The following is a 13,413-nucleotide window of genomic DNA, read 5'->3' on the forward strand; positions in this document are numbered from 1 at the left end:
GCGGCATGTTCGAGGCGCTGAAGGACTTCCTGCGCGGCCTGGGCTTCGAGGACGGCGGGGCGATGCCCTCGGGCCGCGACCCGCGCGTCGCCGCCGCCGCCCTTCTCTGCCATGTGGCGGAGGCCGACGGCGCGGTGACGGAGGCCGAGCTCGACCTGTTGCGCGCCGGGCTTAGCACGGAATTCGGCCTCGCCCCGGCCGAGACGGAAACCGTGCTGCGCGCCGGCCGGGCGGCGGACGCGGAGGCCGTCGATCTCTTCCAGTTCACGAGCGTCCTTCTCGCCGCCCTGTCGGCGGAGGAGCGCATCCGCTTCGTCGGCCTCCTCTGGGACGTCGTCTATGCCGACGGGCGGGTGCACGAACTGGAGGACAACACCATCTGGCGCATCGCCGAACTTCTCGGCGTCTCGGCCCGCGAGCGCATGCTGGCGAAGCAGGCCGCCGCGGCCGAGGCGCCGTTCCCCGCCGACGCCGACGCCGACGGATGACCGCCGGCCTGCCCTCGCGGGTCCTGGACGCCGCGCGCGATCCGCGCCCGGTTCTGGTGGTCCTCCATCAGGAAAGCTCCTCGCCCGGCCGCATCGGCCAGATCCTGAATGAGGCGGGCATTGCCCTCGACATCCGCCGCCCGGTGATCGGCGAGGCGCTCCCCTCGACGCTGGAGAAGCATCGCGGCGCGATCGTCTTCGGCGGCCCGCCGAGCGCCAACGACGCGGAAGCCTATTTGCGCGACGAGGTCGACTGGCTGGACGTGCCCTTGCGCGAGAACCGGCCCTTTCTCGGCATCTGCCTCGGCGCGCAGATGCTGGTGAAGCATCTCGGCGGCACCGTCGCGCCGCATCCCGAAGGTCTCGTCGAGGTCGGCTATTACGACCTGAAGGCTACGGCGGCGGGGCGGGCCTTCATGCCGCACTGGCCGGACGTCGTCTATCAATGGCATCGCGAGGGCTTCGACCTGCCGCGCGACATGGTGCTGCTCGCCGAGGGGGAGCGCTTCCCGAACCAGGCCTATCGCTATGGCGAGCAGGCTTTCGGCGTGCAGTTCCACGCCGAACTGACGCTCGCCATGCTTTATCGCTGGACGACGCGCGGCCACGAGCGGCTGAGCCTGCCCGGCGCCCAGGCACGACGGGCGCATTTCGAGGGCCGCGCCGCCTATGACGCGCCGATCCGCCGCTGGCTGGTCGAGTTCCTGACGCGGGTCTTCGGCGAGGAGCGCGCCCCGGCATGAATGGCCTCGCCGCCATCGGCTTCGATGCCGACGACACGCTCTGGCAGAACGAGCGCTTCTTCCGCCTGACCGAGGCGCGCTTCGTCGCGCTGCTCGAAGCGCATGGCGAGGGGCCCGTCCTGTCGCGCCGCCTCCTGGAGGCGGAGATCCGCAACCTTCGGTATTACGGTTTCGGCATCAAGGGCTTCACCCTCTCGATGATCGAGACGGCGCTCGACGTGACCGAGGGGCGGGTGGACGGGGCGGCGATCCGGGCGATCCTCGATTTCGGCCGCGAGATGCTGGACCATCCGGTGGAGACGCTGCCCTATGCCCGCGAGGTGCTGGAGGGGCTGAAGGGCCGCGTCCGGCTGATCCTCGTCACCAAGGGCGACCTCTTCGACCAGGAGCGCAAGCTCGCCGCCTCCGGTCTCGGCGAATTCTTCGACGCGGTGGAGATCGTCAGCGACAAGCTGCCGGCGACCTACGAGCGGATCTTCCGCCGCCATGGCGAGGGCGCCGGGCGGGCGCTGATGGTCGGCAACTCGCTGAAATCGGACATCCTGCCGGCGCTGGCGGCCGGCGCCTTCGCCGTCCATGTCCCGCACGAGCTGACCTGGGACTACGAGCGGGCCGAGGCGCCGGCGGACCATCCGCGCTTTCGCGCGATCGCGGATCTTTCCGGGCTGGACGCGGCGATCGCGGAGCTTCTCGCCGCTCAGTGACGCCCATCGAGCGTCCTGGCCTTGCGCAGGCCCGGAAAGAGCCGTGACCAGACCAGCGCCACGCCGATCGTCGCGACGCCGCCGAGGACGACCGCCGGCACGGTGCCGATCCAAGCGGCCATGATGCCGGCCCGGAACTCGCCGAGCTCGTTGGAAGCGCCGACGAAGATGGAATTCACCGCGTTCACCCGCCCGCGCACCTCGTCCGGCGTCCAGAGCTGGAGCAGCGTCTCGCGCACATAGACGCTGATCATGTCGGCCGCGCCCATCAGGCCGAGCGCCAGGATCGACAGCCAGGGCAGGCGCGACAGGCCGAAGACCACGGTGAAGGCGCCGAACAGGCCGACGAACAGGAACATCACGAGGCCGGCATGGTCGCGGATCGGATGGCGGGTCAGCCAGACGACGGTGAGGATCGCGCCGATGCCGGGCGCGGCGCGCAGGAGGCCGAGGCCCCAGGGGCCGACGGCCAGGATGTCGGTGGCGAAGACCGGCATCAGCGCCACGGCGCCGCCGAGGAGGACGGCGAAGAGATCGAGCGAGATGGCGCCGAGGACGATCCGCTCCCGCCAGATGAAGCGGAAGCCGGCGACGACGGTTTCCAGGCTCGCGGGCTCCTTCGAGGTCCGCACCGCCGGCGCCGCGATGGAAAGGACGAGCACCGTCGAGACGGCGAAGAGCAGCGTCGCCGTGACATAGGCGACATAGGGCGACACGCCGTAGAGGATGCCGCCCGCCACCGGCCCGAGGATCGAGGCGACCTGCCAGGAGGAGGAGTTCCAGGCGATGGCGCCCGGCAGCTCCTCGCGGCTGACCAGATTGACGACGAGCGAAGAGGCGGCCGGGCCGAAGAAGGCGCGGGCGACGCCGATCACCGCCAGGATCGCGAAGACCGGCACCGGCGAGGCGAGGCCGTGCCAGGTGAGAAGGAGGAGCGTGCCGACGGCCAGCGCCTCGATGCCGGTCGCGAGACCCATGATCCAGCGGCGCGGATAGCGATCCGCCGCCGTGCCCGTCACCAGGACGAGGAGGAGCGAGGGCAGGAACTGGCTGAGCCCGATCATGCCGAGATCGAAGGTGCTTCCGGTCAGGGCATAGATCTGCCAGCCGACCGAGACGGCGACGATCTGGGTGGCGAAGGCGCCGAAGAAGCGGGCGAGCCAGTAGCGCAGGAAGCGGGAATTGCGGAAGACGGCGAAGCGGTCCTCCGTCGGCAGCACGGGCGAGGGCGGCTCCGCCTGCGCCGGAGCACTCTGCGGGTCCTCGATCGTCATGGAATACCTTGCGGACAGAAGCGGGACTTCCCGAAGGAAAAGGCCCGGCAGGAAAACGCTCGGCTCTTGGAGCCCCTGACGAAACCCGAGAAGTCGGCGGGCCGGATCGTTTCGCCCGTCCTCCGCCCGAAGGTTCCGTCCGGGGCTCTTAGTCCCGCTTCGCCCGCATGGTCAACGACTTGGACGGGCGCCGACCCTCGCTTCAGGGCGCGTCGCGCAGTTTTTCCCGTTGTGCCGCGGCATCCACCACGGCCGGATCGTTGCCGCGCTCGCGGATCAGGCGTTCGGCCTCTTCCAGCGGGATGTTCTGCCGCGCCGCGAGCTCCTGGACGTCCGGGTCGGGCGCGCCGCCTTCCGGCTTTCGGGTGATGTCGCTCATCGGGATCCTCTCCTGTTCGCCGAGATAACGGCGCAGGCGGCGAAAGGCTGCCGGCATGGCGGGGCTCGCCGCCTCGGAACCAAGGCGCCGCCCGCCCGCTTCTCCCGACAGGTCAAGCAGAAGGCGACGACGATGCAGGACGATCCCGAGCCGAAACGCACCCCCGCCATTCCCGGCATGCTCCGGGACGAGGATGCGACGATTCTCGGCGACGCGCCGGACGAACCAACCGAGGACGAATCGGATGCGGAGGATGCGGCCGATTCGGACGATGGTCCCCTCGGAGTGAGGGACGACGACACGGTGGGCATCGACGATCAGGACGACCGCGAGCGACGGCGCGGCGCCACGGAGGCCTGATTCTTCAGAGGGAACGGGCTCACGGCAATCATGGCGAAATCAAGCCCGGTGCCGTGCATCTCCACTTTCGATTGAAGGAATTTTCACGCCTCCCCTGGTAGCAGGGAGAGGCATGGAGACGCTGTTCACCCTCGCTGTCGCGCATTCGCCGAGCTTCGTCGCCGGGGCCGCCGTGATTTGCCTGACGACCGGCTGGTTCCTCGCCTCGCTCCTCACCCAGATGGAGGAGGCTTGGCCTCGCCGCCAACCCTACCGCCTGGTCGCGACGGCCATGGTCGCGGGACTCGGCGTCTGGACGACGCATTTCGTCGCGATGCTGGGCTACCGGCCGGATGTCGCCGTCGAATACGATCCCGCCATCACCTTCGCCTCCGCCACCATCGCGGTGCTGGCCGTCGGCCTGCCCCTGGCGGTGTCGGCAACCGTGTCGCGGGCGGGGGCGCGGCTCGTGCTCGCCGGGCTCGCCGGGCTCGGCATCGGCGCGATGCATGCGACCGGCATGGCGGCGCTCAGCGGCTGCCTGCGCACGCAGTCGCTCACGGCCAGCCTCGCCGGCTGCGTCGTTGGCGCCGCCTTCATGATGCTGGCGCGCGGCCTGCCGCCGCGCCACCGCTCCCGCCCGGTCGCCTGCCTTCTCATCACCTGCGCCGTCTGCGGGGCGCATTTCACCGCGATTTCCGGCACGACGCTCCAGAGCCTCGCCGGGGCACACCGCTCGATCCCGGAGGACCTGATCCTCGGTCTCCTGATCGCGGCCTCGCCGGGCTTCCTGTTCGTCAACACCCTGCTCAGCCTCGTGGCCCTCAAGCGCTTCGAGACGCAGGAGCGCGAGCATGCGGGCGTCCTGTCGCTCGCCCTCGAGAACATGTCGCACGGCCTCGCCGTCTTCGACGGCAGCGGCCGGCTCGAACTCTTCAACGATCGCTATCGCGAACTCTGCCGTCTCGGCGAGGATCGGCTCCGGGCCGGAATGTCGCTGGATGCCCTTCTGGACGCCATCGGCGCCGCCTGCGGCTGGGACGCGGCCTGGCGCGCCCGTGTCGAGGCCGCCATCCTGGCCCGCCTGGCGGCGAAGAGCGTGCAGGTGGCGGACTGGACGGCCTTCGACGGGCGGATCATCCTGTTCGAGACGCGGCCGCTGCGCGGCGGCGGCATCGCCTACCTCATCGACGATGTGACGGCCGACCGGCAGGCGCGCCGCCAGATGCAGCAGCTGACGCTGATCGATCCGCTGACCGGCCTCGCCAACCGCGCCGCGCTGCAGGCGGAGCTCGAAGCGGTGGTCGCCTCCGGAGCGCCGCAGGCCCTGATCCTGATCGATCTCGACCGCTTCCAGAACGTCAACAACATGTTCGGCCACGCGGTCGGCGACCAACTCCTGATCGAGGTCGCGGCGCGGCTGCGGGCGGCGGCCGGCGACGATGTCTTCATCGCGCGGCTCGGCGCCGACGAGATGGCGGTCCTGGCGCGCGGCGCCCCGGACGAATGCCGCGTCTTCGCCACCGCCCTTGCCGGCGCGCTCAGCTGGCCCTTCGCGATCGGCGAAACGAGCTTCGCCCTCGGCTGCGGCATCGGCCTCTGCCATGTGACGGAGGCGCCCGGCGCGGCGGAGCTGATGCAGCGCGCCGAACTCGCCCTTTACGAGGCCAAGCGCAAGGTCGGCGACCGGATCTCCGCCTACGAGCCGCAGCTGCAGGAACGGATCACCGCGCGCCATCATCTGGAGAAGGACCTCGATCGGGCGATCGAGCGCGGCGAGTTCCATCTCGCCTACCAGCCGGTCCTGTCGCTGGAGGACGAGCGCATCATCGGCTACGAGGCGCTGATCCGCTGGGACCATCCGACGCGCGGCCCGGTCTCGCCGGCGGAATTCGTGCCGATGGCCGAGGAAACGGGCCAGATCGTGCCGATCGGCCGCTGGGTGCTGCGCGAGGCCTGCCGCGAGGCCGCGACCTGGCCGGACCAGCGCCATGTGGCGGTGAACGTCTCGCCCGTGCAGTTCCGCTCGCCGCTGCTGCTCGCCGACATCACCGCCGCGCTGGCCGCGAGCGGGCTGCCGGCCCAGCGCCTGGAGGTCGAGCTGACCGAAACGGCCATGGTGGAGGATGGCAAGGCGATCTCGCATGCGCTGGAGAACCTGCGCAGCCTCGGCATCCGCGTCGCGATGGACGATTTCGGCACCGGCTATTCCTCGCTCGTGCATATCCGCGACTTTCCGCTCGACCGCATCAAGATCGACCGCAGCTTCGTCTCGCGCGCCCTGGACGATCCCCATTCGCTGGCGGTGCTGAAGGCGATCACCCAGATGGGCCGCGACATGGCGATCGCGACGCTGGCCGAAGGCGTGGAAACGCCGGAACAGATGCGGATGCTGCGCGATCTCGGCTGCGGCGCGGTGCAGGGCTATCTGATCGGCCGGCCGGAACGCTTCGGCGCGACGGCCCTGCGCGGCGGCACCTATCTCCCGGCCGCCGATAAGACGCGGGAGGCGGACGAGCGGCGAAGCGCCTGAACGCCGCCCCGCGCCGCCGCCGGCCGCCGTTGAAGGCTCCCTTCCCGATGCCGGCGACGGACCTGCTCCAGAGCCTCACTCATCCGGCGGCAGGCAGGCTCATCTCCTGGCGCAGGCCCCCCTCGGTCCGGTTGCGGATGGCGAGCGTGCCGCGATGGCGCTCGACGATCTCATGGGCGATGGCGAGGCCGAGACCGGCGCCGGGATGCAGCTTGCGCCGGGCGGCGTCGACCCGGAAGAACGGTTCGAACACGCGGTCGAGCAGCGCCTCGGGAATGCCGGGACCGCGATCCTCGATCACCACCAGCGCCCGGTCGTCGCGGCGCTCCAGGCGGACGACGGCGCCGCCGCCATGCCGCGCCGCGTTCTCGACCAGATTGCGCAGCGCCCGCTTCAAAGCGAGGGGCTGGGCATGGGCCGCGACCTCCGGGCCGCCCTCGAAGCGCGCCGGCAGCCCGATCTCGCCGATCTCCGCCACAACGCAGGCCGCGAGGGCGCCGAGCGGCAAGAGGGCGAAGGTCGTCTCGTCCGCTTCCTCGCGCACCAGGCGGATGGCGCTGTCGGCGATATGGTCGAGCTCGTCGAGATCGCCGAGCCAGGTGGCGCGTTCGCCCTCCGGCAGGAATTCGGCCCTGAGCCGCAACCGCGTCATCGGCGTGCGCAGGTCGTGGCCGGCGGCGGCGATGAGGCGCATGCGGCTTTCCATCGCCGCCTTCAGCCGGTCGGACAGGGCGTTCAGCACCCGGGCCGTCGCCCTCACCTCCGGCGGCCCGCGCTCGGGCACGCGCGGCAGCGTGCCGTCCGGCCGGATGGAGGCGAGCGCGCCTTCGAGAAGACGCATCGGCCCCATGAGGCGGGCGGCGACGAGAAAGGCGATCGCCGTCGTGCCGACGACCACCATCGAGAGATAGGCGGAAAGGGTGAGGATTGGCGAGGGCGGCCGTGTCGGATAGGGCAGTTCGGCCCATTCCCGGTCGGTGAGACGGATGAGCAGGCGCCGCTCCTCCTTCGGGCCGGCGAGCACCATCACGTCCTCGCGCCAGACGGTGCCGCGCATCGATTCCCGGTCGGCGAGGCGGGGATCGGGCGCCGGGACGACGGCGATGCCGGCCGCCCGCGCCCGGTCCGGCGAATGGTCGAGGAGCCGCGCGATGGTCGTCGCGTCGTCGACGAGGGCGCGTTCCAGCGTTCCGTCATGCGGACCCCGCACGAACTGGAAGGTCATGAAGACGGCGACCACCACCACGGTCACGATCGCCGCGACGAAGACGAGCGCCAGGCGCAGGCGCAGCGTGATCATGGCCGGGGCGCGCCGCGCTCGACCGGCGCGGCGAACTGGTAGCCGCCGTTGCGCACCGTCTTGAACAGGCGGAAGGCGCCGTTGTCGCCGAAGCGGCGTCGCAGCCGGCTCATGGCGACGTCGATCGTCCGGTCGAGCGGATCGATCGAGACGCGGCCATGCAGGAGATTGAGCAGCGTGTCGCGCGACAGGACCCGGCCCGGCCGTTCGAGAAATATGCGCAGGAGATCGAATTCCGTCGCCGTCAGCTCCATCTCAGCGCCGCCCGCGTCGGTGACGCGGCGGCGCAGCGTGTCGGCCTCGTAGCCCTCGAAGCGGAACAGGGCGCCCGTCGCCTCCGCCTCCGGCTCGGCGCTGGCGAGGGCGGCGCCCCGGCGCAAAACGGCGCGGATGCGGGCGGCGAGCTCGCGCGGATTGAAGGGCTTGCCGAGATAGTCGTCGGCGCCGATCTCCAGGCCGATGATCCGGTCGACATCCTCCTTCAGCGCGGTCAGGAGGAGAACCGCGATATTGGGGGCGCGGTCCTTGATCGCGCCGCAGATGTCGAGACCGGAGCCGTCCGGCAGCATCACGTCGAGCACGACGATGTCGGGCGGGGCGGCCGCGATGCGCGCCTCGCATTCCGCCCGGCTGCCGGCGAGGTCCGTCTCGAAGCCCTGCTCGGCGAGATAGCGCCCGAGAAGCTGGCGGATCTCCTTGTCGTCGTCGACCACCAGAACCCGCACCCGCCTGTCCATGCCGCCTCCCTCCTGACGGGCCGCAAGATAGAGCGCGGCGCGACCCCGCCGCAGCGCCGATCTTGTAACAAAACATGACGTGGCGGCCATGTCGCGGACGCCTTTGCCGGCCTGCCGCGATTCGCCGGCATGTCCGGTTACATTCCGTCGCCGCTTTGCCACGGGAGGGTCGGGAAATGCGCCGGATCGTCCGGCACATCTTGCCGCGTCCGCAACAGCCGAGGCCCCCGATGCGAATCGACGAGCGACCGACCTTCGTTTCCCGCCCCGTGTTCCTGCGCCGTCTCGGCCGGCGGCTCGCCGCCTCCCTCCTGGCGCTCACGGTCCTGCATGTGCTCTCCGCCACCGAACATGGGGAGGCGCCGATGAGCCTGCCGGCCGCGCCGCCGGAGGCGGTCCGCGCCGTCCCAGCCGAGGCGGGCCCGCCCGCTTCCGAGGCCTCGTCCGCCGCCGACTCGGCCCCGCGCGAGGTCGCCGCGCTGACGCCCTTGCCGGCTTCGGACAGGGCGCCGGGGAGCGCGGCGCCCGTCGCGGCGGCGCCGCTGCCGAAGCCGCGCCCGGCCGAGGCCGCCCCGGCCGGAGCGCGCGCGAAGGTCGTCCATTTCGATCGCTGCCGGCCGGCCTGCGAATCGCGCGACCCGCGTCTTCCGGGCCGTTTCGCCAGCGTGCCGGCGGCGCCGCTCGAACCCGTGGCGCCGCCGGCCGCGATGGACGAATTCGACCCGGCGACGGTCGCGGATGCGCCCGAGCCCGAGGCTTCGCCCGTCGGCGATCTGGTCGAGACGGTCTATGCCGGGATGGAGACCCTGGCGCGGCCGGGCGTCCGGGTGATCGATGCCGGGCTCGGCCATCTCTCGCCCTGGTGACGCCGGGGCGGCCTCAGCCGAGCGGGGAATGGGTGCTGCGGGTGCGCCGCACCGCATCGGCCCAGGCGCCGAGCTTGCGCCCGCGCTCGACGGGGGACATCTGCGGCTCGAAGCGGCGCTCCAGGTGCCAGCTCGCCGCGAAGCCCTCGCGACCCGGCCAGACGCCGGCCTTGTGCCCGGCGAGCCAGGCGGCGCCGAGCGCCGTCGTTTCCAGGACGACCGGCCGGTCCACCGGCGCGGCGAGAATGTCGGCGAGGCGCTGCATCGTCCAGTCCGAGGCGACCATGCCACCATCGACGCGCAGCACCATCGAGGCCTCGCCCCGCCAGTCGCGGCGCATCGCGTCGAGAAGGTCGGCCGTCTGGAAGCAGACCGCCTCCAGCGCGGCGCGGGCGAATTCGTTCGGGCCGCTGTTGCGTGTCAGCCCGTAGATCGCGCCGCGCGCCTCCGCGTCCCAATGCGGCGCGCCGAGCCCGACGAAGGCCGGCACCAGGACGACGTCCTGCGCCTCGTCGGCGGAGGCCGCCATCGGGCCGGACTGCTCCGCCCGCTCCATCAGCTTCAGCCCGTCGCGCAGCCATTGCACGGCGGCGCCGGCGATGAAGATCGAGCCTTCCAGCGCATAGGTCGTCACGCCGTCGAGCCGGTAGGCGATGGTCGAGAGCAGCCGGTTCTTCGAATGGCAGCGCGTCGTGCCGGTGTTCAGCACCGCGAAACAGCCGGTGCCATAGGTGGACTTCGTCATGCCGGGCGTGAAGCAGGCCTGGCCGAGCGTCGCCGCGTGCTGGTCGCCGGCCATGCCGAGGATCGGGATCGGCGTGCCGAAGAGCGCCGGATCGGTCGTGCCGAACTCGGCGGCGCAGTCCTTCACCTCCGGCAGAAGGGCGCGCGGCACGCCGAGAAGGCGCAGGAGCTCCTCGTCCCATTCGTTCGCCTCGATGTCGAAGAGCATGGTGCGGCAGGCATTGGTCGCGTCCGTCGCATGGACACGCCCGCCGGTGAGCCGCCAGAGCAGGAAGGAATCGACGGTGCCGAAGGCGAGCTCGCCGGCTTCCGCGCGGCGGCGCGCCCCCGGCACGTTGTCGAGAAGCCAGGCGATCTTCGTCGCCGAGAAATAGGGATCGACCACGAGGCCCGTCTTCGCCGCGATGGTCTCGGCCGCGCCCTCCTCCACGAGGCGCCGGCAGAGATCGGCGGTGCGGCGGTCCTGCCAGACGATGGCGTTGTGGATCGGCGCGCCGGTCGCCCGGTCCCAGATCACCGCCGTCTCGCGCTGGTTGGTGATGCCGATGGCCGCGATGTCCGAGGCCGAGAGCGAGGCCTTGGCGAGCGCGGCGCGGCAGGTGTCGACGACGGAGGCCCAGATCGCCTCCGGATCGTGCTCCACCCATCCCGAACGCGGGAAGAGCTGCGGAAATTCCTGCTGGCCGACACCGGCGATGCGGAAGGCGCCGTCGAAGACGATCGCGCGCGAGGATGTCGTGCCCTGATCGATCGCGAGGACGTAGCCGGCCATGGGGAACTCCTGTTTCGCAAACTGTCGGCGGCGGGCTCGCGCCCTCCCTCTCCCGAGTCGGGAGAGGGTGGTTCGCGCCAGCGAACCGGGTGAGGGAGCCGCAGGGCGGAAACGCCTGTGTCCCGCGCTCCCTCATCCGCCTGCCGGCACCTTCTCCCGACTCGGGAGAAGGAGGCGGCGGCGATGCCGCGCCCTTGATAGGCACGATAAGGAAGGGCCGGGATCGATCCCGGCCCTTCCTCGTCCGAGCCGGCTCAGTTCGCCGGAGCGGCGACCGGGGTGACGGAGCCGGTCGAGCCGTTGGCGTCGGCCCAGCTCTTCACCAGCTCGTCATAGTCGACGGTCACCGGCTTCTCCTTCTCGTTCGCCTTCTTGGGCTGGGGCGCGATGGTGCCGTCCTTCTTGGCCTCGGCGACCCAGTAGTCCATGTCGTGCTCCTTGTTGAGCTTCGGACCCTTGTCGCCCTGGACGCCCGAGCGCTCGATGCGCGCCATGACCTTTTCCTGGTCGGCGCAGAGCGTGTCCATCGCCTCCTGCGGCGTCTTGTTGCCGGCGGCGGCGTCGCCCACGGCCTGCCACCAGAGCTGCGCCAGCTTCGGATAGTCGGGCACGTTCGTGCCGGTCGGCGACCACTGCTTGCGGGCCGGCGAGCGGTAGAACTCGACGAGGCCGCCGAGATTCTTCGCCCGTTCGGTGAAGCTCTTGTCGCGGATCGTCGACTCGCGGACGAAGGTCAGGCCGACATGGCTCTTCTTCACGTCGACGGTCTTGGAGGTGACGAACTGCGCATAGAGCCAGGCGGCCTTGGCGCGGTCGACCGGCGTCGACTTCATCAGCGTCCAGGAGCCGACGTCCTGATAGCCGAGCTTCATGCCGTCCACCCAGTAGACGCCGTGCGGCGAGGGGGCCATGCGCCATTTCGGCGTGCCGTCCTCGTTCACCACCGGCAGGCCCTTCTTCACGGCATCCGCCGTGAAGGCGGTGTACCAGAAGATCTGCTGGGCGACCTCGCCCTGGGCCGGCACCGGGCCGCTTTCGGAGAAGTTCATGCCCTGGGCCGTCGGGGGCGCGTATTTCTTCAGCCATTCGAGATATTTCTCGATGGAATAGACGGCGGCCGGGCCGTTGGTGTCGCCGCCCCTGGCGACGCAGGAGCCGACCGGCTGCGACTTGTCGTTGACGCGGATGCCCCATTCGTCCACCGGCAGGCCGTTCGGCAGGCCCTTGTCGCCGTTGCCGGCCATGGAGAGCCAGGCATCGGTGAAGCGCCAGCCGAGCGAGGGGTCCTTCTTGCCGTAGTCCATATGGCCGAAGACCTTCTTGCCGCCGATCTCGCGGCCGGTGAAGAATTCGGCGATGTCCTCATAGGCCGACCAGTTGACCGGCACGCCGAGATCGTAGCCGTATTTCGCCTTGAAGTCGGCCTTGTTCTTCGGATCGGCGAACCAGTCGTAGCGGAACCAGTAGAGATTGGCGAACTGCTGGTCGGGCAGCTGGTAGAGCTTCTTGTCCGGCGCGGTGGTGAAGCTCGTGCCGATGAAGTCGGCGACGTCGAGCGTCGGGCTCGTCACCGCCTTGCCGTCGCCTTCCATCCAGTCGGTCAGGTTGCGCACCTGCTGGTAGCGCCAATGGGTGCCGATGAGGTCGGAATCGTTGACATAGGCGTCGTAGATGTTCTCGCCCGACTGCATCTGCGTCTGGAGCTTCTCGATGACGTCGCCCTCGCCGATGAGGTCGTGCGTCACCTTGATGCCGGTGATCGCGGTGAAGGCCGGGGCCAGCACCTTCGACTCGTATTCATGCGTCGTCAGCGTTTCCGAGACGACCTTGATCTCCATGCCCTGGAAGGGCTTGGCCGCGTCGATGAACCATTGCAGCTCCTTCTCCTGATCGGCGCGCGGCAGGGTGGAGAGATCCTTCACCTCCGAATCGAGGAACTTCTTCGCCGCATCCATGTCGGCGAAGGCGGGGCCCGCCGCCAGCGTCAGCGCGACGAGCGCCGCCGAGGCCATCCAATGTCGTTTCATGTTGCTCCTCCCAGAGACCTTGGCCGATCGTTCTGGGCCGTTCCGCGTCGATCGACCGAAGACGCGAGGACCCGTGGCGCCGCTTGTCGCGATCCGCCGGCGCCGTCCCGCGCCGGGCCGGACCCTTCAGACGAAGCGGAAGACGAAAAGCGCGTAGGCGAGGCAGGCGAGAAGCCCGTACCAGAGATTGGCATCCTCGCCGCCGACCCCGACGAAGCCGAGGCAGATGAAGGCCGAGCCGAGCAGCGACAGGAACAGGCGGTCGCCGCGCGTCGTCTCGAAGCGCAGGAGCCCGTAGCGCGGCCCGCCGCCCGGCGCGACATATTCCCAAAGCCCCATCAGGGCGATGAGGAGCGCGATGGCGACGAAGAACAGGGCCGTCGGCAGCGTCCAGGCCATCCAGGAAAAGTCGGGCATTCAACAGCTCCCGGTTGATTGATACGGTCCACCGGATCTTTCCGGCGTGCCGCTTCGCGGATGCCCGTCGAGAGTCTCGGAGACGATTGA

Annotated in this window: 13 protein-coding genes; 6 read left to right on the plus strand and 7 right to left on the minus strand. The window is 70.3% G+C overall.

Annotated elements, in window-relative coordinates:
* Positions 1 to 5: 5 nt before the first annotated feature.
* The 3 genes from IEY14_RS14570 to IEY14_RS14580 are packed head-to-tail and all read left to right on the plus strand — an operon-like array spanning position 6 to position 1,935.
* Positions 6 to 488, plus strand: a complete 483-nt coding sequence (locus IEY14_RS14570) for a tellurite resistance TerB family protein (protein WP_188909675.1) — start codon at positions 6 to 8, stop codon at positions 486 to 488.
* Complete coding sequence (locus tag IEY14_RS14575; protein WP_188909677.1) at positions 485 to 1,231, plus strand: glutamine amidotransferase; 747 nt, start codon at positions 485 to 487, stop codon at positions 1,229 to 1,231. The genes IEY14_RS14570 and IEY14_RS14575 overlap by 4 nt, the downstream gene beginning before the upstream one ends.
* Entirely contained in the window at positions 1,228 to 1,935 is a 708-nt protein-coding gene (locus IEY14_RS14580; RefSeq protein WP_188909679.1) for an HAD family hydrolase, read from the plus strand. The genes IEY14_RS14575 and IEY14_RS14580 overlap by 4 nt, the downstream gene beginning before the upstream one ends.
* On the opposite strand, the gene IEY14_RS14585 is transcribed toward IEY14_RS14580, so the two are convergent.
* Together IEY14_RS14585 and IEY14_RS14590 are read right to left on the minus strand one after the other, a co-directional pair.
* The gene (locus tag IEY14_RS14585) at positions 1,929 to 3,209 is read right to left on the minus strand and encodes an MFS transporter (protein WP_188909681.1); all 1,281 of its coding nucleotides are present in this window, start codon (positions 3,207 to 3,209) and stop codon (positions 1,929 to 1,931) included. The genes IEY14_RS14580 and IEY14_RS14585 overlap by 7 nt on opposite strands.
* A 202-nt stretch (positions 3,210 to 3,411) precedes the next feature.
* Positions 3,412 to 3,588: a hypothetical protein gene (locus IEY14_RS14590; protein ID WP_188909683.1), complete on the minus strand. Its 177-nt coding sequence runs from the start codon at positions 3,586 to 3,588 to the stop codon at positions 3,412 to 3,414.
* 132 nt (positions 3,589 to 3,720) lie between these two features.
* Between IEY14_RS14590 and IEY14_RS14595 the strand changes: the two genes are divergently transcribed.
* Together IEY14_RS14595 and IEY14_RS14600 are read left to right on the plus strand one after the other, a co-directional pair.
* The gene (locus tag IEY14_RS14595; protein ID WP_188909685.1) at positions 3,721 to 3,948 is read left to right on the plus strand and encodes a hypothetical protein; all 228 of its coding nucleotides are present in this window, start codon (positions 3,721 to 3,723) and stop codon (positions 3,946 to 3,948) included.
* Positions 3,949 to 4,060: 112 nt separating this feature from the next.
* The gene (locus tag IEY14_RS14600) at positions 4,061 to 6,460 is read left to right on the plus strand and encodes an EAL domain-containing protein (protein ID WP_188909686.1); all 2,400 of its coding nucleotides are present in this window, start codon (positions 4,061 to 4,063) and stop codon (positions 6,458 to 6,460) included.
* A gap of 79 nt (positions 6,461 to 6,539) precedes the next feature.
* On the opposite strand, the gene IEY14_RS14605 is transcribed toward IEY14_RS14600, so the two are convergent.
* Positions 6,540 to 7,760 carry an ATP-binding protein gene (locus IEY14_RS14605; RefSeq protein ID WP_188909688.1) on the minus strand — a complete coding sequence of 407 codons (1,221 nt, stop codon included), beginning with the start codon at positions 7,758 to 7,760 and terminating at the stop codon, positions 6,540 to 6,542.
* Entirely contained in the window at positions 7,757 to 8,497 is a 741-nt protein-coding gene (locus IEY14_RS14610) for a response regulator transcription factor (protein ID WP_188909690.1), read from the minus strand. Before IEY14_RS14610 ends, IEY14_RS14605 begins: the two co-directional genes overlap by 4 nt.
* A gap of 230 nt (positions 8,498 to 8,727) precedes the next feature.
* Between IEY14_RS14610 and IEY14_RS14615 the strand changes: the two genes are divergently transcribed.
* On the plus strand, positions 8,728 to 9,363 hold the full coding sequence (locus IEY14_RS14615; protein WP_188909692.1) for a hypothetical protein: 636 nt from the start codon (positions 8,728 to 8,730) through the stop codon (positions 9,361 to 9,363).
* Positions 9,364 to 9,376: 13 nt separating this feature from the next.
* On the opposite strand, the gene glpK is transcribed toward IEY14_RS14615, so the two are convergent.
* The 3 genes from glpK to IEY14_RS14630 all read right to left on the minus strand — a co-directional run bounded on the left by glpK (position 9,377) and on the right by IEY14_RS14630 (position 13,323).
* Complete coding sequence (gene glpK / locus IEY14_RS14620; RefSeq protein ID WP_188909694.1) at positions 9,377 to 10,879, minus strand: glycerol kinase GlpK; 1,503 nt, start codon at positions 10,877 to 10,879, stop codon at positions 9,377 to 9,379.
* A 254-nt stretch (positions 10,880 to 11,133) separates the two neighbouring features.
* On the minus strand, positions 11,134 to 12,906 hold the full coding sequence (locus IEY14_RS14625) for an ABC transporter substrate-binding protein (protein WP_188909696.1): 1,773 nt from the start codon (positions 12,904 to 12,906) through the stop codon (positions 11,134 to 11,136).
* 126 nt (positions 12,907 to 13,032) lie between these two features.
* Positions 13,033 to 13,323 (minus strand): DUF2160 domain-containing protein, encoded by a 291-nt coding sequence (locus IEY14_RS14630; protein WP_188909698.1) that lies wholly within the window; start codon positions 13,321 to 13,323, stop codon positions 13,033 to 13,035.
* Between the last annotated feature and the right edge of the window lie 90 nt (positions 13,324 to 13,413).

This window comes from Aureimonas endophytica (assembly GCF_014642635.1).
GTDB classification, from domain to species: domain Bacteria; phylum Pseudomonadota; class Alphaproteobacteria; order Rhizobiales; family Rhizobiaceae; genus Plantimonas; species Plantimonas endophytica.